Below are 19812 nucleotides of genomic sequence, written 5' to 3'. Positions count from 1 at the left end.
TCAGGCTCCTATTCCGATCATGGCGAAGATGGGGCCGATCGACTGAACGGCCATGTACCAGGTGAGCAGGGTCGCCGCCGTGCCGATGACGAGCAGCCACTTGGGGTAGGAATCCGTGCGCAGCAGCTGCGGGCGGAACCAGCCGATGTACATGAAGATCGTCAGACCGATCGGGAGGATGAGGCCGTTGAAGCCGCCGACGAAGACGAGCAGGGTCGCCGGTGCCGTGCCGACGATGAGGTAGACGACGAGGGAGACGACGATGAAGGCCACGGTCGCCAGCTGCAGCGGCCAGCCGCCGCCGAGGCGCTTCGAGAACGCGGAGAGGAACGTCGCCGAGGTGTAGGCCGCCCCGATGACCGAGCTCAGTGCCGCGGCCCAGAAGATCGCCCCGAAGATCCGGATCCCGGCATCGCCGAGGACCGCGGCGAAGGCCTGACCGGCAGGGTTGGCGACCTGGCTCTCGATGTCGAGGACGACCCCGGAGGCGACGACGCCGAGGATTGCGAGGAAGAGGACGTAGCGCATGATGCCGGTGACGACGATGCCCGAGAGCGCCGAGCGCATCACCGACGGCGCGTTCTCCGGTCCGGTCTTGCCCGAGTCGAGGTAGCGGTGGGCCCCGGAGTACGTGATGTAGCCGCCCACGGTGCCGCCGACGATCGTCGTCACGGTCGCGAAGTTGATCGAGTCGGGCAGGACGCTCTGGCGCAGGGCCTCGCCGACGGGCGGCTGGGAGACGATGGCGACGATGACGGTGAGGACGATCATCCCGATCCCGAGGACGAGGACGACGGCGTCGACGACCTTGCCGGCGCGTTTGAAGAGGAAGATGCCGATCGCGAGCACGCCGGTGAGCAGCCCGCCGAGCTTCGGGTCGATCCCGAGCAGCGCGTTGAGGCCAAGCCCGCCGCCGGCGATGTTGCCGATGTTGAAGGCGAGCCCGCCGACGACGATGAGGATCGAGAGGACGATGCCGGAGCCGGGCACCGCGGAGGAGGCGAGCTGCGCGGCGCGCTTGCCCGACGAGGTGATCATCCGCCAGATATTGAGCTGGATGGCGATGTCGATGAGGATCGAGACGAGGATCGCGAACGCGAACGCCGCTCCCATCTGCGCGGTGAACGTCGCGGTCTGGGTGATGAAGCCCGGCCCGATCGCCGAGGTGGCCATGAGGAAGATCGCCCCGACGATCGCGCTGCGGCTGATCGCGGACTTCGTCGCCGCAGCGGCCGAGTCCGTCTGTGCGGTCGTGAGCAGGTGGGCTGATCCGTCGCTGTGCGGCGTCGACCCGGAACCGGGATCCGGCGACGGGGACCCTGATGACTGTGACATGCGTTCTCCACGGTGAGTTCGAAGGCGGTTCCGGATCGCGCGCAGAAGCCGACTGCTGTGTCGTGCCCCACAGGCTCACCGAATATTGGTAAACAATGTAGCACTGATTGTTCAACAAGAATAGACGTGCGTCACAAATCGGGCGCCGAGGTTGTCGTGCACGCGGCCGCGCCTGTGTGGCTGTGCGGTGGGGTGAGTGACTACGATGGTGGTGTGAATCACGAATCGTCCCTGGTCAATCGCCTCACCGATCGCCTCATCGCAGGCTCGCTCCGACCCGGGACGCGCCTGTCCGAAGCGGCGCTGGCCAAGGAGTTCGATGTCTCGCGCAACACGCTGCGCGAGGCCTTCCGGGTCCTCGGCGAACAGGGGCTCATCGACCATGTCCCCAACCGCGGGGTCTCCGTCGCGTCGCCGAGCACCGCTGATGTCATCGACATCTACCGCGTCCGCCGCGCGGTCGAATGCACCGTGCTCGCTCATGCGCCCCGCGCGCACCCGGCCGGGGCGCGCATGCTCCGGGCGATCGAGGAGGCGAAGGCCGCGGCCGAGGCCGGCGACTGGCTGCAGGTGGGAACGTCGAACATGGAGTTCCACAACGGCGTCGTCGCGCTCTCGGACAGCGTGCGGCTGATGCGCTCGTTCGGCAATGTCCTCGCCGAGCTGCGGCTGGCCTTCCTCAAGGTCGAACTCCTCGACTTCCTCCACGCGCCGTTCGTCGAGCGCAACGAGGAGGTCTACGATGCCTACGTCAACGACAGCCCGGCCCAGGCGGCTGCGCTGCTCGGCACCTACCTCGGCGATTCCGAGCGTCAGGTCCTCGGCGCCTACGCCCGCGCCGGCCAGGGGTGAGCCGAAGCTGGTGAGCAGAGGCCGCTGTGGCGAGCTGCCCCGGCTGGGGTGAGCTCCGGCTGCTGAGGCGACGCGGGCGACGAGCCCGGCTCCCTGTCGGCCAGAAGTCGATATGCGTTCGACTAATCGCCGGCATTTCGATTTTTCGCCAGCAGTTTCGGGTGCTCATGAACTTCTCGCCGGCACCTCCACCTTTCGCTGACAACCGCACTTTCCGCGAACACCTCGCATTTGCCGACACCGGCACCTTTCGCCGCCACCCCGCGGCCGCGCACAGGCACCCCCGACATCCCGGTCGCCGCCCCACCCCTTGACATTGAGTATATTGAATACTACTAATTAAGGTGTCAGGGATCACAGCGAAGTGATCGGCCCCGTGGTTCGCAGCTGAAGCCGGGTGCCGACCGGAGAGAGGAGCGGCCCGATGAGACCATTGGTGCAGCGACTGGGATACGTCACGGTGGAGTCAGCGGACCCTGAGGGGCTCGCGCAGGACACCGCCGACAAGATCGGCGCGCGCGTCGTGGAGAGGGCCGAGGACGGAACGATCCTCATGTCCTCCAATCAGCGCCATGCCGAGTACATCATCAAGCAGGCCGACGGGAACCGGCACGCGCAGTGCGGTCTCGAAGCCGTCAGCGCCGATGCGATCGACGAGGTCAGGCGCCGCTGCGAGGAAGGCGGGCTCGAGGTGTTGACGACGACGCCGTCATCGGAGGCGATCGAGAAGTCGGTGACCTTCGTGACCTCCGAGGGCCACGTCTTCGAAGTCCACACGCCGATGCGCCATGATCGGGCGCTGCGGTACAAGGGACCGGGCATGCGCCCCAAGGGCCTCGACCACGTCAACTTCACCGCCGCCGACCCCGAGCGCTGGACGCACGAGATGAACGTCTCGTGCGGCTTCCTCCTCAGTGAGCGCAGCACCGGGCATGAGATCGCGTGGCTGCGCGGGGCCGACGGACGGCACCACACGGTGGCGATCGTCGCCAGCGATGTCGGCGGCCTCCACCACACGAGCTGGGAGTTCAACAGCTTCCAGGACTTCCGCGGGATCGCCGATTCGCTCATTCCCGACGAACGGCGCCTCACGTGGGGTCCGGGTCGTCACGGGGCCGGGGACAACCTCTTCATGTACTTCACGAACTCCTCGGACTTCCTCATCGAATGCATCGCGGAGATGGAGGTCATCGACGACATCTACGCGGAGCCGCGGGTCGTCGACCCCGGCGAGAACCTCTCGAACTGGAAGCTCGTCGACCTCTGGGGATCACGGCCGCCGATCGAGTGGGTCGAGCAGAACACCGCACTCGCCCCCGAATCGAGTTTCCCGGCCTGAGCCCGGAAGGACCGTGATCGACATGGAAGTCACGAGCATGGACTGGGGCATCGCCGGACTGCGGGTAATCCTCGCGTTCATCCTCTTCGCCCACTCGACGCAGAAGCTGTGCGGCTGGTTCTCGGGATCGGGACCCGTCGCGACGGCCGGACTCTTCGAGAAGCTCGGGCAGCGGCCGGGCCACGTCATGGTCCGCGTCGCCTCGGTGTTCGAGCTCATCGCCGCGATCAGCCTGCTGCTCGGCCTGCTCACTCCGATCGGGCTGGGACTGGCGGTCGCGACGATGATCGTCGCCGGATCCGCGCTCAGCGCAGTGAGCGGCAAATTCTGGAACGCGCTGGGCGGGGGCGAATACCCCTTCTTCATCGCCGCGGTCGTCGCTATGCTCGGGATCACAGGACAGGGTGCCCTTTCGCTTGATGCGGTGCTCATGCCGCAGATCGCTGCGCTCTATCCGGTCGTTCTGCCGGGGGCGATCGTCGTCGGCATCCTCGGTGCGATTCCCATGGTCATCCGCACGAGACGTGCGGTCCGCGACGCCGAGGCGGGGGCAGAGTCATAGACAACCGCAGATCGGCGGCCCGCACAGTGGGACCGGCACAGACACGAACCAGCAGACAGCGACACCGAAGACACGAAGGAGACTGACAATGCCACTCATCGGATATCTCGACAACGGGGTCCGCCACATCGGCGAGGTCCGCGGGGACGACGTCTACCCCATCGGCACCGTCGAGGCGTTCTACGCGGGGGAGGTCGATGCCCCCGCCGAGGATGCCGCACCGATCGCGCGCGCCGAACTCACCGAAGCCCCGTTCGTGCCGGAGACCTCACGGGTCTTCTGCGTGGGCATCAACTATCACAGCCATGCCGAGGAATCGAAGCGCGGCGCCGGGCAGGATCTGCCGAAGTTCCCGATGATCTTCGGCCGGTGGGAGTCGACGCTCGTCACCGATGGCACGACGGTGCCGGTTCCGGCGAACGAGGGGCTCGACTGGGAGGTCGAACTCGCCTTCGTCATGAAGGACACGGTGTGGATGGCCGACAAGGAGACCGCCCGCAGCCACGTGCTCGGCTACACCGCGTTCAACGACATCAGTGCGCGAAAGAAGCAGCTCGCGACGACGCAGTTCACGCTCGGCAAGAATGCCGACCGCTCGGGTCCGATCGGTCCTGAGCTCTACCGGCCCGACGAGATCGGCGACGTCGACAATCTCACCGTGACGACGACCGTCAACGGCGAGGTGATGCAGAACGGCAATACGCGCGACCTCATCTTCAAGATCGAGGATCTCATCGCCTACATCACCGATACCGTGACGATGCGGCCCGGCGATGTCGTGGCGACCGGGACGCCCGGGGGAGTGGGGCTCGGCCTCACCCCGCCGAGGTACCTCGGACCCGGTGACGTCGTCGAGGTCGAGGTCGAATCGATCGGGAAGCTGCGCAACGAGATCGTCGAGCACTCCTGAGGCCGCGAGCGGGTTGCGGCGTCGCCGTCGGCGGCGTTGCGACCCCGCTTCCGTACAATGCAAGGGCGGCACGTGCCATGGCGGTGCGTGCGGAGACGTTGATGGAGGGCGCATGGCGCGGGAGATGAATGTGCAGGTGAGTGCGGGCAGCGGACGGTCACGGGCCGTCGAGGTGGCCGACCTCCTTGCACAGCGGTCCCAGAAGGCCGACCCCAATACGCATCTGGGGACGAAGCAGAGCCTGTGCAAAGAGATCGGGGTGGCACCGGGCACCCTCAACGAGTCGCTGCGGATGCTCGAGGCGCAGGGTCTCATCACGATGCGCACCGGGCCCGGCGGCGGGGTGTTCTCCGCCGAGCCCGATCCCTTCGTCCACATCGGCCAGGCGATGATCCGCGTTCGCGACGATGCGCGGTCGGTGGCCCAGTCCGCCGTGGTGAGGAATGCGCTCGAGCCGGAGGTCGTGCTCGATGCCGCGCTCAACCGGACCGAAGAGGACCTTGCGCTGCTCCGCGAGCGCATGCGGGTCATCGAGGCGAAGGTCGATGAGGACCTCGGTCTCGCGCACGCGATCTGGGATTTCCACCGGGCGGTCTATGCCGCCGCGGACAACGAGGTCCTCGCCTCGATCTGCCGTGGCCTGCTCGACCACATCGCCGGCCACGCCGAGGCGATCCTGCCGAAGACTCCGGCACAGAAGCGGACGCGTGTCGAGGGTCATCGTGCGCTGCTCGAGGCGATCGAGTCCGGCGACCCGGACGCGGTCGCCGAGGCGATGGAACTCCACGAGGAGGCGCACCGCTGAGGCCGTCCGGTCGCCAATGCGAAGAACCGCCGTTCGGATGATCCGAACGGCGGTTCCTGTGTGCTGTGCGCCTCCCGGGACTTGAACCCGGAACCCACTGAATTGGGCTCATCGATCTCGTGGGTTTCTCTGGGTACTCATTGTTCTAACTGGGTGAAGGTGGGGGGGCTGAGCCTGTCATAAACTACACAGACGTAGTTGATCGAAGGGAGAAGGCATGAGTGTCGGAGCATTCGTGACGATCATTGTCGCCGTTATCGCAGCTTTGGCGAGCATCACGGGAGCGATTGTCGCTTACCGTGCGGCAGGTCGGGCTGCGAATTCGTCTCAGCTGATCGCTCGTGAGAGTCACGGGGTGGCCGCTATCGATCGGCAGTCTGACGAGCTGAGGGAGGCATTCGACAAGTTCATTGAATCGTTCGCAAATGCGCGTGACATTGATAAGCAGATGCAGGTGAGTGCTCGACTTGACCAGCTCGCCTCTTGCACCGGAGCTACAACTGAACTGCAAGCAGCGTGTACCGCTTTGATCAGTGCAGTCACCTTTCAGCCACGGACTGAACCGCAGCTGTTCCCCGGCATGTTGTTTCGTGGCCCGATGAGCAGAGTCACTCGCGAGTATCGCAATTCGCAAAATGCGCTATCCGCCAAGCGAGCCGCGAAACTGTCACGCTAGACGCTCACTCCGATATAGGCCGCGATCTTCTGCTGACTGGTGACTACCATTGCGGTATGAAACTCTCCTGGCTTGTTTGGGCACTTGTCGTCGTATTCGGCAGTGTCGTGACATGGATGCTGATCGTTCACAACTCAAGCAATGGGCTCAGTGTTCGGATCGGCTCATGGGCGCAGTTGCTCGCAGCTGCGGGAACGCTGGGTGCTGCGGCTCTCGCATTGAGCACTGCTAAAGAGAACCGGGCGCAATCGCAGAAAGCGAATGAGGCTTTGGCTGCCGCGACCCGACCGCAGCTATCGCTTCAAATGCTTCCGATGATGAAACAACGTGCTTACTTGCAGCCGAATGAAACTGTGTACCTTTCCATCTCGAACTTGTCCGCGTTCGTCGCTCCGCGGGTTCGAGTCAATTGGAACACTCAAGATGGCATGCCTCATGAAGCTTGGATCGACCGTCTACTGGGTGATCCAAACCCGGAGAAGGGCCTGATAGGTGAGCACGTGAGTTACAGCGGAGATGCGAGTACGTCAGCAACCGTCCAGCTGGGAGTGGCGTCAAACTTGGATGAACAAGACAACCGAGTTCGACTCTATTACGCCAGTCAATTTGGCAATGGAGGGTGGATGGAGGTTCACAGATGGGAGGCGTGGAACACTAGCTCCGACCCCGAACATCCCGCCTGGCAGCATAGGCACACTATTGAAGCTCCCAAATGGATGACCCTGAGCGAGATGGGCTTCTGACTACTCATGGGAACGGCACATCCTATACGCAAGTGAGTATCGGACTGCTGGAAGTTTGTTTGACCCAGACGAACGCGTCAGAAGGTGGGAACAACGTCGGCATCCTGCATCTCACTAGTAACAACTGCGGACCGTTCGAGGGTCGCGGTCGATGAGCCATGGATTGGTACTCATAGGGACAGAACCCAGGCCTACAGTGACATATGGAGCTTGGCGAAGGCCCAACCGAACACGATAGCGACTACGCCTCTGAAGGAGCCGGTCGAGGAGCTAGAGGTCCCCGCCGTCTATGACACGGGGTTCTCGTGGGAAGACGGGATCGGTATCCAGTCAGGATGGGGCGGACGACGTAGGTGACGCACCCGGCACAGACACACTTTTTGGCCTGTAAGCCCACTTGATGGCCTACAAGCCGCAGATCCCGGAAAGGAGCAGTGTCGACACGCCCTGGCTATACACACAATTTGATCATTAACCCTCACAATGCGAAGAACCGCCGTTCGGATGATCCGAACGGCGGTTCCTGTGTGCTGTGCGCCCCCCGGGACTTGAACCCGGAACCCACTGATTAAGAGTCAGTTGCTCTGCCAATTGAGCTAGAGGCGCGTGCCGCGCACGTTGCGCAACGAGAATTAATACTACTCAGGAGCCCGCCTCGCGTGCAAACCGAATCCGGGGATTTTCCGGTTTTGTGACCGAGGTCGCAGGTCAGAGGTACATTCCCGCGCTCGACTGCTCGGCCGGCTCGGAGATCGCATGGACGTCGCGCTCCCGCAGCAGCACGTATGCCTGACCTTCGAGCTCCACCTCGGCGCGGTCTTCGGGATCGTAGAGCACGGTGTCGCCGAGGTTGGCCTGCCGCACGTGCGGACCGGCGGCGACGACTTCGCCCCAGACCAGCCGCCTACCCATCGTGGCCGTGGCGGGGATGACGATGCCGGCCGCCGACTTGCGCTCACCGGCCTCCTCACCCGGATCGACGAGGATCCGGTCGTGGAGCATGCGGATCGGCAGAGCAGTGTCAGGCACGCTCGTCCCGACCGGAGAACCCGACGATGAGGGCGGCGACGCCGAGCACAGCACCGGCGCCGAGGGCGATGGCCTCGGTCTTGGGGGAGCCGTCTTCGTTGATGACGGTCGACTTCGCCTTGTCGACGGCGCGGTTGAGCAGGGCTTTCGGGTGCAGGCGTCCCACCAGTTCGTCGATGTTGCCGGTCAGCCGCTCCTCGCGCAGCCGGATCGATTCGGCCAGCTGGGCTTGGGTGGCGTTGTCGACGGTCACATCTGAGGTGTAGACGTTGTCAGTCATCGGGTCGAATCCTCCGAGTCGCGAATGCATTGTTCACCTGTGACTGGGCGTCACAGGACCTTGCCGTCCAGCTTAGCCGTTGACTTCTCCCGGTGTCAGATGCGCGGCTCGGAGTGCCGGAATCTCACGACGTCGACTGCGGCATCGCGATAGTGCCCGCGCAGACTGGTGCGAAAGGCAGGCGCTCAGTCCTGCTGCTTGTTGCGGCGGCCGACGAGGAAGAGGATGAAGCCGACAGCGGCCATGCCGAACGCGGCGAGGACGAGGACCGGCCACGAGCTCACGATCGTCGAGATGAGCGACTCGCCGAAGGAGCTCGCCGGCTGATTGTTGCCGCGCGGTGCCGTCTGATCGCCGCCGGTGATGAGGTCGGTGTCGTCCTCGGGAGTCGGGACATCGGGGTTGCGGGGGACCGGGTCCGAATAGTCCGGGTGCGGTGCGCTTCCGCCGCCGGGCACCCAGCTGTCGCCCGCATCGCCGGGGATGACATCGCGATCGGTGCCCTGCCCGTTGCCCGTCGACGGCGCTTCGGTGTTCTCCTCGTCGCCGGCGCCCGTGCCACCGTCGGCACCGGACGAGGCATTCGCGTCGGCTCCGTCGGCTCCGGTGCTCGGTGTCGGGCTCGGGCGCTCGTCACCGCCGTTCGCGGCGGAGTTCGCTGATCCCTCAGCCGATGCCCCCGCCTCGGTGCGTCCGTCCGCAGTCGCCGACGAATCCCCGCGGGACCCGGATCCGTCCGAGCCCGAGGATCCTTCCGATCCCGCGCCGCTGTCGTCGCCCGGTGAGTTCGCGTCGGACGACGTCGAGGAATCGCCGCCGTCGGAGCGGCCGCCGTCGGAACCGCCACTCGAGGTGCCGCCGCCCCCGGCGGTCGAGGAACCGTCGTTCGACCCCGTCGATCCGCCGTCGGAATCAGGGTAGGGCGTCCCGGTGACGGTGATCGTGTTCGTGCCGTTGACGTCCCTGACCTCGAAGTCCCATTCCGGGTCGCTCGTGAAGTTCGTGAAGGTCACCGGGCGGTCCGTCGCCGGGTCGATGACCTCACCGGCCGCGTTGAGCGAGAACGTCGTCGGCACCGAGGCGGGGGCGCGGGCATCGATGGGGTTGCCGCTGTCATCGGTCTCACCGTTCGCCTCGGCGCCGGTGTCGGCGCCGGTGTCGGTGTCCGGGGAATCGCCGGCAGCACCGGGATCCGACTCTCCACCGGAATCGGCCGGCGCCTCGGTCGACTGCGCCGGCACACGAGCCCGCGACGGGGGACCGGAGAACTGTGCACCGACCCAGCTCTCGGGCATGCCGGCGTCACCGTCGGGCAGCTTGAGCTGCTTCGTGTCAGTGTCCCAACCGGCGCGCAGCGGAACGGTCTTCGCCGCGCAGGGCTCGCCGTCCGGCGCGGTGGTCGGGTCCTCGCACCTGGGGTCATCGGTCCCGCCGCCGTCGGCAGCGCCGTCACTGTCCGCATCGGGGCCGGGGATGACGCCGTCGGATTCGCTTGTGCCATCGGCGCTCGCGGTCGATCCGTCCGCCGCGGTGGTGCCGTCGGCCGACCCGCCCGAAGCAGCGGTGCCGTCGGTTCCGGAGCCGGAATCGGAGCCGGCATCGGCCTCGGCGCCGGAATCCGCGCTCGCCCCATCCGCACCCGCATCGGAGTCAGCGGTCGCCGCTGACCCGGCATCCGCCTCGGCGACGGCCGGAGCTGCATGAACAGGGGTGGGAGCGAGCGTCAACGGCAGCGCCACGAGGGTAAGAGCAGTGCCGAAAGCGGCCACGGTGCGGCTGAGCTCTCGAGTGGTGATCGACACTGTGGTCCTTCGGGTGGAGATTCCGGTCAACGTCCCTTCAGGGTGGCATGACGCGAAGGCGCGCCGGCCACCATCATAGTGGCTGAGCGAACGCTGTAAAAGCGTGCGGTCAGCCGCCGGGGGTCGCGGGCTTCTTCGGGTAGGCCCGGATCGTCGAGTCGGGGCCGTCGACGATGGCGAGATTGCCCGCGTCGGTGACGGCGAGCAGCCGCGTGTCGGACCGATACGCCGCCTGTCCGGCAAGGAGGCATGCCGCTTCGCTGTCGATCGTGCAGGGAACGATCGTGCCCTTGGGCTCGGAGAGGTTGATGTCGCGGCCGGAGGTGTCGACGAGGAGCAGACCCGTTTCGAGGTCGAAGAGGTACGGGCCGATGTAGGCGCGCTGCCCGCCCTGACCGCGGACCCACGACATCTCGCCGACGATGTCGGTCGTCGTCGTCACCGTCGAGAGGATCGAGCCGTCCTCGAGGGAGTGGACGACGAGCTGGATCCGGTGGCCGCTGTTCGTCGACGCGCCCTGCTCGCCCCACAGCGCGATGACCTTGCCGTGGCCGGCGGAGATCCATTTGATGATGCGCAGCCCGTCGGCCGGGGATTCGAGCCCGATGCTGCGCTCGTCGCCGCTGGTGATGTTCGTCGCCACGACGGGCCCGTCGTAGTCGGCGCTGTAGAGCTCGCCGTTCTCCACGGCCATCGGGGTCGACCCGCTGTCGGGGGTGGGAATGTCGATGAGGCCGTCCTGGCCGAAGGTCGCGAGCTTGTTGCCGGACTTGACGAGCACGCTCGTGCCCGCGGAGGAGATCCGCGCGTTCGTCGGCAGCTGGTAGGTCTTCGGGGTGCTCTCGCCGTCGAAGAGCGCCTGCGCGGAGTCGCCGACCTGCCACAGGAGGGCGGCGCGGCCGTCGATGCGGGTGTCGACGGCGAAGGTCGGTGCCTCATCGGTCTGACCGGAGTAGCGGACCGTGCCGTTGGCGGCGTCGAGGACCTCGAGGTTGCCGCCGTCGACGACGAGGACACCGCGATCGGAGGCCGTCACCGAGGCGGTGCCCGGGATCTTCGCCTGCCACGTCGGGGTGTTCGCGAAGCTCGGGACGATGTCGTCGGTCTTCTCCACCGAGATGTCGGAGGCGGGGTTGAGCTGCTGGTCGGAGGCGATGGTCTGCGGGGAGTCCGTGGCGTTCGTCGGCACGATGTTGGGCACGACGAACGCGCCGATCATGAGGATGGCCATGCCGATGAGGACGAGGCCGGGAACCGTGAGCCTGCCCAGTCGGGTCTTCCCCGACCGCGGCACGCGTGTGCGCGGGGGCTGCTTGCGCGCCGGCTTCTGCTTCGGTGCCGCAGGCGCCTGCGCGGCCGGACCCGAGTACGGGGTGCCGAGCGGATACTCATCCGCGATCGAGCCCGCATCGGTCGTCGCCGGCCCGGGGCCGTCGGCGGCGCGGTCGTGGCTATCGGTGGTGCGGTGGACGGCGTCCGCCTCGGCGGGGGACTGTGCGGACGTCGGGGACTGGGCAGCACGCGAGGACTCGGCAGGTGCGGGGGCAGCGTCCGGCGTGGACCCCTGACCAGGGGAGTCGACCTCGGAGTCGATCCTGGCGGGGACGGTGATCGGCTGGGTGTCGTCGGCGGCCCGCGCCGAGGTGGCCCCCAGGGTCGGCTCGGGCGCGGCGCTTCTCGTCGCGCCGAGTTCGGTCTCCGTGGTCTGCGCCGGGACGATCCTGCCGGTCACGTCGATCTCGACGTCGACTCCCTGGGCGCCGTCGCCGATCGTCACGGTCACCGGAGTCTCCGTGGCGCGCGCATAGTCGCCGAGGTACGCCATGGCCTGACCGGTGTCGGTGTAGCGACTCGTCGCCCCATCGAGGGACAGGTAGGCATACCCGTCCTGGGAGACAGAGATCAGCGCACGTGGCATGTAATAGGGGTCCTTGAGCAGGTCGACGGCAGGGCGGTGACAATCCTAGTGAATGAGTCGTGCACCTCCCACCGAGTTTCCGAAACCGTTATACATCTCTACGGAATCGTTGCACGTCAGGAGATCTGCGTCTCATTATTCCCGTCCGTGCCTGCTGGTTTGCCCGGCAACGGCCTGGGCGGTTAAGCTATATCTTGCTGTCTGCACCTCTGTGCGGGCTGTGTGGTGGGTATAGCTCAGCTGGTAGAGCGCCGCGTTGTGGTCGCGGATGTCGCGGGTTCAAGTCCCGTTACTCACCCCGATGGGAAAGCCCCGTGGATCCTGAGGAATCAGGATCCACGGGGCTTTTCGCATGCCCGCACCGAGGCGGCCCCGTGCCGAAGCGTGCCCACACCCAGGTGGTCCCGCACCGAGGTGGTCGCCTCGGGCGTCCGATGTTCCAGTCCTGTCACCGTCTGTGCCCTGACGAGCACCTGTGAGCAGGTGTGCGCGGCTAACGTCGATCTCGTTCGATCAGTCGCCTGCCGAGAGCCGGTGACGACCATTCCGTGAAAGGGACATCATGAACCGCCCCACCAGACTCGTCGCCCGCTCCGCCGCGCTCGCCGCCGCTGCCCTGTTCACGCTCTCGGCCTGCGGTGCCGCCGGAGAGGCGGAGGAGTCGGCCGGTTCCGAAACCGGTGACGTCGCCGTCGAAGAGACCACTGAAGCCGTCCCCGAAGTCTCGTCCACCGAGGCGGCTGCCCCGGCCGGTGAGGGTACGAAGGTCGAGATCGGCCAGGAGCTCACCGACAGTGAGACCGGCGATGTCATCACCATCGTCTCCGCGGTCCGCAACAATCCCACCGAGTACTACGAAGCCTCCGACAACCCCGACGGTGAGATGGTCTACCTCGAGGTCAAGGTCGTTCCCGGTGAGGACTACGGCGGTACGATCAGCGCCTCGGACTTCTACCTCGACAGTGCCGGCGAGGAGGTCAACTACGCCTCGACGGCCGATGACGAGCTCACGGCCGCCGGCTTCACCTACTTCGAACGCGCGCCGCGCCGCGACGGTGAGCACACGGGCTTCATCCCCGTCTACGTGAGCCAGACTGCCGACACGCTCAAGGGCGCGTACGTCCGACCCGAGGCGAAGGTCCTCGGCGAGGATCAGACGATCCCCGAGTTCCGCGGAGACTTCGAGGTTCCCGCCTCCTGAGCATCACCTCATGAACGAGGCCTCCCGGGTTAGGCTCAGACATGAGCGATTTCCCGCGCCTGCTCCACACCGTCCTCGACGCCGAGGACCCGCGGTCCCTCGCCGAGTTCTACCGGCAGTTCCTCGGACTGCGCTACCGCAGCGGCGACGACCCGCCCGTCGACGGCGGACCCGATGACGCCGACTGGCTCGTCCTCGTCGACGCCGAGGGTCGGCGCACGCTCGCGATCCAGCAGACCGACGAGCTCACCCCGACGACCTGGCCCGATCCGGCCGTGCCCATGCAGCTCCACCTCGACTTCACGGTGCCCGACACCGCAGCGCTCGAGACCCACCGCGCCCGGGCCCTCGACCTCGGGGCGCGCCAGCTCCTCGACCGCGCGGACGACCCTGACGAGCTTCTCTACGTCCTCGCCGATCCAGCCGGCCACCCCTTCTGCGTGTTCGTCGCCTGAGGATCGTGTTCCTCAGGCCATCGTCACGAGCTTCTGGAGCACCTGGAAGGCGACGGCGACGACAAGCGCGTTGTAGAAGAACGCGATGATGCTCTGGAGCAGGACGATGCGCCGGGCGGCGATCCCGCACACCTCGACGTCCGAGGTCGCGAACGATGTGCCGATCGTGTAGGAGAAGTAGAGGTAGTCGAGGGTCGTCGGGAGGTCGGCCGTCGGGAAGCGCAGCTCCCGTTCGTCATTGGCCGCCTCGGTGACCTCATAGATCTCGGCGAACGCGATGTGGAGCATGAGCCACGAGAGGATGATGCCCGCGCTCGCCGCGAACAGGATCGTCGTCTGGTCGGCGCCGCCGTCCGCGGAGTCCTGGGTGACCATCGCGGTGATCGCCGCATTCGCCCCGACGACCGCGGCGAGCAGCGGCGGAATCCACAGCCACTTGACGACCGCTCGGGCTTCCGTGCGATCGCCGGCCTCGGGCTGTCGGCTGCCGTTCCACACGACGATGAGCCCGACGCCGAGGTAGACGACCGTCACCGCCTCCCACAGCAGCAGCGCCCACAGGGTGTTGGTGACGAGATAGAGGACGCACGTGAGGACGATGAGCGTCTGCGCCGCACCGCTGATCCACTGTCCCGCCCCGTAGCGCCGAACCGTCGGGCGCGCTTCCGTCGAGTCATCGGCCATGGCCCGAATATACGGCATCCCACGACCCCGGCCTCGGCACCGGGACACCTCCCTGCGCCGGGACGCCTCCCTGCGTCGGGACGCCTCCCGTGTCCGCGTCACCTCCCGTGTCCGATGCGGGGGTTAGAGTGAGGTGTGTCCGCATTCGCCCTCCCGCTCACCGTCGTCGGCAGCATCAACGCCGACATCACCGCGGTCACCGACCGCCTGCCCGGCCCCGGCGAGACCGTCGGCGGGGGCACCCTGTCACGCAGCCCCGGAGGGAAGGGCGCGAACCAGGCGGCCGCGGCGGCCCGCCTCGGCGCCGTGACCCGGATGGTCGGGGCCGTCGGCACGGATCCGACGGGACGGGAGATGACCGCTGCCCTGCGCGAGGCCGGCGTCGACGTCAGTGCCATCGCCGAGGTGGACGCCGAGACCGGGACCGCGCTCATCACCGTCGACGCCCGCGGCGAGAACACGATCGCCGTGTGCGAAGGGGCGAACGCCCACGTCAGCGCCGCCGGACTGAGCTTCGACGAGACGGACACCGTGCTCACGCAGCTCGAGATCCCGCTCGAGGTCATCAGCGACCTCGCCCGCGCCGTGCGGGGCTGGTTCGTCATCAACGCCGCCCCTGCGATTCCTCTGCCCGCCGAGGTGGTCGACCGTGCCGATCTCATCATCGTCAACGAGTCCGAGTACGCCGCGCTGCCGCAGCTGGCCGCGGCTCGCCGGGTGGCCGTGACCTACGGGGCGCAGGGGTCGGCCCTGCTCGAGAACGGTGAGCAGATCGCGTTCGCACCCGCCGAGGCACTCACCCCGGTGAGCACCGTCGGGGCCGGCGACGCCTTCTGCGCGGCCCTGACCATCGCCCTGCGCTCCGGCATCCCCGCCGCCGACGCCCTGCGGGTCGCTAACACCGTCGGGGCGATCGCCGTGGCCAGTCCCGATGCGCGCCCGCCCTTCCCGCCGCTCGAACACCTCATCGCCACCCTCGACGGAGACCCATCGACGACGAGAGAACGGACATCGTCATGACCGCACCTGCCGCCCTCACCGGCCTCAGCGCCTTCCCGCTCACACCCATCCGCGACGGCAGCCTCGACGAGGCCGCCTTCGACGGGCTCATCGACCGCCTCGTGACCGCCGGCGTCGATTCGATCGCCCCGCTCGGGTCGACCGGCGTGGGCCCCTACCTCAGCGTCGGCACCCGCGCCTTCGTCGCCCGCGCCGCCGTGGAGCGCGCCCAGGGCATCCCCGTCATCGTCGGGATCGGAGCACTCAATCAACGCGATGTGCTCGCCAACGCCGCCGCGGCCGAGGAGGCCGGGGCCGCCGCACTCCTCCTCGCCCCGGTCAGCTACCACCCGCTCACCGCGGACGAGGTCGTCGAGCTCTTCCGCGCCGTCACCTCGGCGACGGACCTGCCCGTCATCGTCTACGACAATCCGGGGACGACGCACTTCACGTTCACGACCGACCTCTACGGACGGCTGAGCGAGCTCGACGGCGTTGCCGCGATCAAGATCCCCGGCCTGCCCCTGTCCGCGGGGGAGTGGACGCAGCGGGTCGCCGACATCCGGGAGGCGACCGCGGAGGGCACGGCGATCGGCGTCTCCGTCGACGCGTACGGCGCCGATGGCCTCCTCGCCGGCTGCGATGGGTGGTTCTCCGCGATCGGGGGCACCCTGCCCGAGCCGATGCTCGCGATCACCCGCGCCGCACAGTCCGGGGACGCCTACCTCGCCCGCGAGCTCTCCGCCGAACTCCAGCCGCTGTGGGACCTCTTCGCCGCCCACGGCGGAAGCCTCCGTGTGGGTGCGGCGATCGCCGAGCACCTCGGCCTCGTCACCGGCGACAGCCTGCCCGCACCCCTGCGCGGACTCGACGCCGAGGCCAAGCGCGCAGTCGCCGAGGTCATCGACGCCCTCGGTCTGCGCTGAGCCTGCCGGCAGTCGGCCCGCCGGCAGCCGACCCGCAGGCACCGGTGGCACCGGCAACCGGCCCTGCCTGAGCCTGCCGGTGACGGCGTCACCGGCGCGCAGACCGACCCCGGCTCTTCACCTGCCGTCCATCTGAGGTTCCGGGCGGAGACAACTCCCTGCCCATATATGGAGGTGGGCGGGCCGTTCCCGCCTGCCGCCGCCACGACTCGGAGACCCGATGACGCATACGAAGACGATCACCGCCGCCCTCACCTCACTTCTCCTCACCACCGGTCTCACCACTGGACTCACCGTCGCCGGCGGTGCCGGGGCGAGCGCGGCGGAAGTGCCCGACCCGATCAGTTCCTCAGCCCCGGACGCCGCTGTCGAGCTCGGTTTCCTCGGCTCCTATGAGACCGGCCAGTTCGACGAATCCGCCGCAGAGATCACCGCGACCTACGGCGACACCGTCTTCACCGTCAACGCCCAGGCGGCGACCGTCGACATCATCGACGCCTCCGACCCGACGAACCCGACGAAGACCGGTGAGATCACCGGGACCGGGGTCGCGAACTCGGTCGCGGTCCGCGACGACGGCCTCGGCGTCATCGCCTTCGAGGACGCAGACAAGACCCAGCCGGGAACGCTGCTGTTCTTCGACGCGAACTCGCCCGAGGCGACGGTGCTCGGCTCTGTCACCGTCGGCTCCCTGCCCGACATGGTCGCCCTCACCCCCGACGGCACCCGGGCGCTGACGGCGAACGAAGGCGAACCCGCCGACGACTTCTCGACGGACCCCGAAGGGTCGATCGGCGTCGTCGATCTCCCCGCCGAGGTGGCCGCCCCGTCCCAGGACGCGGTGCGGATCGCGGACTTCAACGACTTCGAGGAGGGCGGCTCGAAGACCCTGCCCGCCGACGTCCGGGTCTTCGGCCCCAACCCCGACGGCGACCTGCCGGTGTCGCGGAACCTCGAACCCGAGTACATCACCGTGGCCGGCGACAAGGCGTACGCGACGCTGCAGGAGGCGAACTCGGTCGCCGTCGTCGACATCGCCTCCGCCGAGGTCACCGAGATCCTCCCTCTCGGCTTCAAGGACCACGGGCAGCCGGGCAACGGCCTCGATCCCTCCGACCGCGATCCCGAGGACGCCCCGACGATCAACATCGCCGAATACCCGGGACTCAAGGGCACCTACATGCCCGACACGATCTCGACGTTCTCCGCAGGCGGCACCGACTACCTCGTCACCGCCAATGAGGGCGATTCCCGCGAATGGGGTGACTTCAGCGATGCCGCCCGCGCCAAGGACCTCGGCGACGACGGCCTTGCGCCGGTCTGCGAATCCTCGCCGCTGGCCGACCGCCTCGGCGATGACGAGCTCGGACGCCTCAACGTCATCACCGACCTCGGCCTGAGCGAGGACGGCAGCTGCTACGAGGAGCTCTACTCCTTCGGCGCCCGCTCGTTCGCGGTGTGGACGACCGACGGTGAGCTCGTCGCCGACTCCGGTGACGAGTTCGAGCGGCTCACCGCCGAGGCGAATCCCGACTTCTTCAACTCCAACCACTCCGAGTCGAACCTCGAGGGACGCAGCGACGACAAGGGCCCGGAGCCCGAGGCGCTGACGATCGGCGAGGTCGCCGGAACGACGTATGCGTTCATCGGCTTCGAACGCGTCGGCGGCATCGCCGCCTACGACCTCACGGATCCCACGCAGCCGAAGTTCGCGACCTACTTCAACAACCGCGACTTCTCCGTCTCCGTCGAGGACGAGATCGAGACCGCCGAGGATCCGACGGCCCTGCTCGCCAGCGCCGGTGACCTCGGCCCGGAGGGCATCACGTTCCTCAGCCCCGACGAATCGCCGTCCGGGGAGGCCGCCCTCGTCGTCGGCAGTGAGGTGTCCGGCACGACGAGCATCTACTCGATCGCCGACCTGAGCAACGGCGGTGGCGGCTCGGACGCCGGTGCCGATGACAATGCCGGCGCCGAGGCGGATGCCGGGGCCGGCGACAACGCCGGGGCTGACAGCACCGCCGGGTCCGACGCGGATGCGTCCGGCGCAGACGAGACCGCAGGCACCGAGGCAGACGCCGGCGCTGAGGGCACCACCGCGGCGACCGGGTCGACCGCAGGCAGCCAGGACGCCGACGGCTCGGATGCGAAGGGGACCGCCGCGGACGCACAGGGCGCCGAAGCGGACACGAGCGGCTCATCGGCCTCGGCAGCAGCGGGCACCGATGCGGGCGCGAGTGCTGACTCTGCCGACGACGGCGACGAGAACGCGGGCTCGCTGCCGCGCACCGGTGCCGACCTCGGGCAGTACCTGCTCATGGGGGCACTTGCGGTCGGACTCATCGCCATCGGCGTCACCGCATTCGTCGTGACCCGAAGGAAGCGCTGACCCGAGTTGACTCATTTAGTTTAGTCAACTAAACTAAATGACATGACAACGAAACCCCGCACCCGCAAGGCTCCCGCAAAGGGAGCGAAGAAACCACTCCGCTTCAAGTTCGGAATCGCCCTGCTCATCCTCTATCCGCTCTTCTTCCTCATCATCCCGATCGCTCCGTTCCTGCCCATCGACGCCGGCAGCAAGGTCGGACTCGTGGCCGGCGTCCTCGCCGCCGGGGAAGGCGTCCTGCTGCTCGCCATCGCGTGCGTCGGCAAGGAGGCGTTCCAGGCGATCAAGGCGAAGATCCTCCGCCGGAAGAAGAAGCCCGCGACTGAGGTGAGTGAGACGACGGCCGAGACGGTGACCGACACGTCGAGCGACACGGCGACCGACGCCCCGGCGGCGAAGCCCGCCGTGGTCGGTGCCGTGAGGCAGGCGCGTCATGCCGGATGAGGCCGAGGCCCGCGCGGCCGCCGCGCGGATCAATACGCTCCTGGTCGAACTGTGGCGCGTCTCCGAAGGGGAGGGTCCGCAGTACGACGACTTCGAGCTCACCGCTCAGCAGCACACGGTCCTCGAGCGGATCGCGAACAACCCCGAGATCACCTCGGGGGAGCTCGCGGCCGACCTCGGAGTGACGAAGGGGGCGATCAGCCAGCATCTCGGCGTCCTCGAGGCGGGCGGCTACATCGCCCGCCGCCGCAGCGAGCGCGACGGGCGCGTGCAGGTCCTCGAGCTGCAGGACCGCGGCAGGAAGTACCGCGACGCGCTGGTCAGCTACGAGGACTTCCTCGTCGACCGCTACCTCGAGCGGCTCACTGCTGAGGATCTCACCGAGATCGCCGCGGCCCTGTCAAAACTCAAGGGCGCGTTCACATCCGACTGACGCGCTGAGAACCCCATCCCGCCCATCGGC

The 19812-nt window shown here is 67.4% G+C and carries 20 protein-coding genes and 2 tRNA genes; 15 read left to right on the top strand and 7 right to left on the bottom strand.

The annotated features are described in order from the left end of the window. On the bottom strand, window positions 1-1173 hold the full coding sequence (locus ACFQ91_RS15765; RefSeq protein ID WP_376871323.1) for an NRAMP family divalent metal transporter: 1173 nt from the start codon (window positions 1171-1173) through the stop codon (window positions 1-3). A gap of 375 nt (window positions 1174-1548) precedes the next feature. Between ACFQ91_RS15765 and ACFQ91_RS15760 the strand changes: the two genes are divergently transcribed. From ACFQ91_RS15760 to ACFQ91_RS15730, 7 genes are all read left to right on the top strand, one after another. Continuing rightward, on the top strand, window positions 1549-2187 hold the full coding sequence (locus ACFQ91_RS15760) for a GntR family transcriptional regulator (RefSeq protein ID WP_198499267.1): 639 nt from the start codon (window positions 1549-1551) through the stop codon (window positions 2185-2187). Window positions 2188-2611: 424 nt separating this feature from the next. Further along, window positions 2612-3526: a hypothetical protein gene (locus ACFQ91_RS15755; protein WP_198499266.1), complete on the top strand. Its 915-nt coding sequence runs from the start codon at window positions 2612-2614 to the stop codon at window positions 3524-3526. A gap of 22 nt (window positions 3527-3548) precedes the next feature. After that, the gene (locus ACFQ91_RS15750; RefSeq protein ID WP_198499265.1) at window positions 3549-4088 is read left to right on the top strand and encodes a DoxX family protein; all 540 of its coding nucleotides are present in this window, start codon (window positions 3549-3551) and stop codon (window positions 4086-4088) included. An 88-nt stretch (window positions 4089-4176) separates the two neighbouring features. Continuing rightward, window positions 4177-4998, top strand: coding sequence for a fumarylacetoacetate hydrolase family protein (locus tag ACFQ91_RS15745; protein ID WP_198499264.1), 822 nt, complete (start codon window positions 4177-4179; stop codon window positions 4996-4998). Window positions 4999-5110: 112 nt separating this feature from the next. Further along, the gene (locus tag ACFQ91_RS15740; protein WP_198499263.1) at window positions 5111-5803 is read left to right on the top strand and encodes a FadR/GntR family transcriptional regulator; all 693 of its coding nucleotides are present in this window, start codon (window positions 5111-5113) and stop codon (window positions 5801-5803) included. Between the two features lie 217 nt (window positions 5804-6020). After that, window positions 6021-6479 carry a hypothetical protein gene (locus ACFQ91_RS15735; protein WP_198499262.1) on the top strand — a complete coding sequence of 153 codons (459 nt, stop codon included), beginning with the start codon at window positions 6021-6023 and terminating at the stop codon, window positions 6477-6479. Between the two features lie 56 nt (window positions 6480-6535). Beyond that, window positions 6536-7222, top strand: coding sequence for a hypothetical protein (locus tag ACFQ91_RS15730; protein WP_198499261.1), 687 nt, complete (start codon window positions 6536-6538; stop codon window positions 7220-7222). Between the two features lie 533 nt (window positions 7223-7755). Here the strand turns inward: ACFQ91_RS15730 and ACFQ91_RS15725 are convergent. The 5 genes from ACFQ91_RS15725 to ACFQ91_RS15705 form a co-directional block, all read right to left on the bottom strand. Next, window positions 7756-7828: transfer RNA gene (locus tag ACFQ91_RS15725), tRNA-Lys, on the bottom strand. A gap of 102 nt (window positions 7829-7930) precedes the next feature. Beyond that, a complete protein-coding gene (locus ACFQ91_RS15720; RefSeq protein ID WP_140954658.1) occupies window positions 7931-8251 on the bottom strand; it encodes a co-chaperone GroES in 321 nt (106 codons plus the stop codon). Beyond that, the gene (locus ACFQ91_RS15715) at window positions 8244-8531 is read right to left on the bottom strand and encodes a DUF3618 domain-containing protein (RefSeq protein ID WP_137826388.1); all 288 of its coding nucleotides are present in this window, start codon (window positions 8529-8531) and stop codon (window positions 8244-8246) included. Before ACFQ91_RS15715 ends, ACFQ91_RS15720 begins: the two co-directional genes overlap by 8 nt. A 185-nt stretch (window positions 8532-8716) precedes the next feature. Next, window positions 8717-10333, bottom strand: a complete 1617-nt coding sequence (locus ACFQ91_RS15710) for a hypothetical protein (protein WP_198499260.1) — start codon at window positions 10331-10333, stop codon at window positions 8717-8719. A gap of 109 nt (window positions 10334-10442) precedes the next feature. Beyond that, the gene (locus tag ACFQ91_RS15705) at window positions 10443-12251 is read right to left on the bottom strand and encodes a hypothetical protein (RefSeq protein ID WP_198499259.1); all 1809 of its coding nucleotides are present in this window, start codon (window positions 12249-12251) and stop codon (window positions 10443-10445) included. Between the two features lie 225 nt (window positions 12252-12476). On the opposite strand from ACFQ91_RS15705, the gene ACFQ91_RS15700 reads away from it, so the two are divergent. The 3 genes from ACFQ91_RS15700 to ACFQ91_RS15690 all read left to right on the top strand — a co-directional run bounded on the left by ACFQ91_RS15700 (window position 12477) and on the right by ACFQ91_RS15690 (window position 13907). Further along, window positions 12477-12549: transfer RNA gene (locus ACFQ91_RS15700), tRNA-His, on the top strand. A gap of 264 nt (window positions 12550-12813) precedes the next feature. After that, the gene (locus tag ACFQ91_RS15695; protein ID WP_198499258.1) at window positions 12814-13452 is read left to right on the top strand and encodes a hypothetical protein; all 639 of its coding nucleotides are present in this window, start codon (window positions 12814-12816) and stop codon (window positions 13450-13452) included. Window positions 13453-13493: 41 nt separating this feature from the next. Then, window positions 13494-13907 carry a VOC family protein gene (locus ACFQ91_RS15690; protein ID WP_198499257.1) on the top strand — a complete coding sequence of 138 codons (414 nt, stop codon included), beginning with the start codon at window positions 13494-13496 and terminating at the stop codon, window positions 13905-13907. 12 nt (window positions 13908-13919) lie between these two features. Here ACFQ91_RS15690 and ACFQ91_RS15685 read toward each other — a convergent pair whose 3' ends face one another. Beyond that, window positions 13920-14591 (bottom strand): DUF1345 domain-containing protein, encoded by a 672-nt coding sequence (locus ACFQ91_RS15685; RefSeq protein WP_198499256.1) that lies wholly within the window; start codon window positions 14589-14591, stop codon window positions 13920-13922. 135 nt (window positions 14592-14726) lie between these two features. Here ACFQ91_RS15685 and ACFQ91_RS15680 point away from each other — a divergent pair, with 135 nt between their 5' ends. From ACFQ91_RS15680 to ACFQ91_RS15660, 5 genes are all read left to right on the top strand, one after another. Next, window positions 14727-15611: a ribokinase gene (locus ACFQ91_RS15680; RefSeq protein ID WP_198499255.1), complete on the top strand. Its 885-nt coding sequence runs from the start codon at window positions 14727-14729 to the stop codon at window positions 15609-15611. Beyond that, entirely contained in the window at window positions 15608-16516 is a 909-nt protein-coding gene (locus tag ACFQ91_RS15675; protein WP_198499254.1) for a dihydrodipicolinate synthase family protein, read from the top strand. Before ACFQ91_RS15680 ends, ACFQ91_RS15675 begins: the two co-directional genes overlap by 4 nt. Window positions 16517-16736: 220 nt before the next feature. Next, window positions 16737-18905, top strand: coding sequence for a choice-of-anchor I family protein (locus ACFQ91_RS15670; RefSeq protein ID WP_198499253.1), 2169 nt, complete (start codon window positions 16737-16739; stop codon window positions 18903-18905). A 42-nt stretch (window positions 18906-18947) separates the two neighbouring features. Next, window positions 18948-19349 carry a transporter suffix domain-containing protein gene (locus ACFQ91_RS15665; protein WP_211978964.1) on the top strand — a complete coding sequence of 134 codons (402 nt, stop codon included), beginning with the start codon at window positions 18948-18950 and terminating at the stop codon, window positions 19347-19349. Beyond that, the gene (locus ACFQ91_RS15660; protein ID WP_376871499.1) at window positions 19339-19782 is read left to right on the top strand and encodes a MarR family winged helix-turn-helix transcriptional regulator; all 444 of its coding nucleotides are present in this window, start codon (window positions 19339-19341) and stop codon (window positions 19780-19782) included. Before ACFQ91_RS15665 ends, ACFQ91_RS15660 begins: the two co-directional genes overlap by 11 nt. Window positions 19783-19812: the final 30 nt, after the last annotated feature.

Source organism: Brevibacterium sp. NPDC056726 (assembly GCF_042790515.1).
GTDB classification, from domain to species: domain Bacteria; phylum Actinomycetota; class Actinomycetes; order Actinomycetales; family Brevibacteriaceae; genus Brevibacterium; species Brevibacterium sanguinis.
Note: the sequence above shows the minus strand (reverse complement) of the source record. Positions and strands in the feature narration are given on the sequence as shown.

What these genes read in the sequence shown, in the direction of transcription:
- ACFQ91_RS15740 (WP_198499263.1), top strand. Translation starts at nt 5,111, where the DNA reads ATGGCGCGGGAGATGAATGTGCAGGTGAGTGCGGGCAGCGGACGGTCA.
- ACFQ91_RS15750 (WP_198499265.1), top strand. Translation starts at nt 3,549, where the DNA reads ATGGAAGTCACGAGCATGGACTGGGGCATCGCCGGACTGCGGGTAATC.
- ACFQ91_RS15730 (WP_198499261.1), top strand. Translation starts at nt 6,536, where the DNA reads ATGAAACTCTCCTGGCTTGTTTGGGCACTTGTCGTCGTATTCGGCAGT.
- ACFQ91_RS15675 (WP_198499254.1), top strand. Translation starts at nt 15,608, where the DNA reads ATGACCGCACCTGCCGCCCTCACCGGCCTCAGCGCCTTCCCGCTCACA.
- ACFQ91_RS15665 (WP_211978964.1), top strand. Translation starts at nt 18,948, where the DNA reads ATGACAACGAAACCCCGCACCCGCAAGGCTCCCGCAAAGGGAGCGAAG.
- ACFQ91_RS15670 (WP_198499253.1), top strand. Translation starts at nt 16,737, where the DNA reads ATGACGCATACGAAGACGATCACCGCCGCCCTCACCTCACTTCTCCTC.
- ACFQ91_RS15755 (WP_198499266.1), top strand. Translation starts at nt 2,612, where the DNA reads ATGAGACCATTGGTGCAGCGACTGGGATACGTCACGGTGGAGTCAGCG.
- ACFQ91_RS15765 (WP_376871323.1), bottom strand. Translation starts at nt 1,173, where the DNA reads ATGGCCACCTCGGCGATCGGGCCGGGCTTCATCACCCAGACCGCGACG.
- ACFQ91_RS15735 (WP_198499262.1), top strand. Translation starts at nt 6,021, where the DNA reads ATGAGTGTCGGAGCATTCGTGACGATCATTGTCGCCGTTATCGCAGCT.
- ACFQ91_RS15690 (WP_198499257.1), top strand. Translation starts at nt 13,494, where the DNA reads ATGAGCGATTTCCCGCGCCTGCTCCACACCGTCCTCGACGCCGAGGAC.
- ACFQ91_RS15705 (WP_198499259.1), bottom strand. Translation starts at nt 12,251, where the DNA reads ATGCCACGTGCGCTGATCTCTGTCTCCCAGGACGGGTATGCCTACCTG.
- ACFQ91_RS15695 (WP_198499258.1), top strand. Translation starts at nt 12,814, where the DNA reads ATGAACCGCCCCACCAGACTCGTCGCCCGCTCCGCCGCGCTCGCCGCC.
- ACFQ91_RS15715 (WP_137826388.1), bottom strand. Translation starts at nt 8,531, where the DNA reads ATGACTGACAACGTCTACACCTCAGATGTGACCGTCGACAACGCCACC.
- ACFQ91_RS15685 (WP_198499256.1), bottom strand. Translation starts at nt 14,591, where the DNA reads ATGGCCGATGACTCGACGGAAGCGCGCCCGACGGTTCGGCGCTACGGG.
- ACFQ91_RS15745 (WP_198499264.1), top strand. Translation starts at nt 4,177, where the DNA reads ATGCCACTCATCGGATATCTCGACAACGGGGTCCGCCACATCGGCGAG.
- ACFQ91_RS15660 (WP_376871499.1), top strand. Translation starts at nt 19,339, where the DNA reads ATGCCGGATGAGGCCGAGGCCCGCGCGGCCGCCGCGCGGATCAATACG.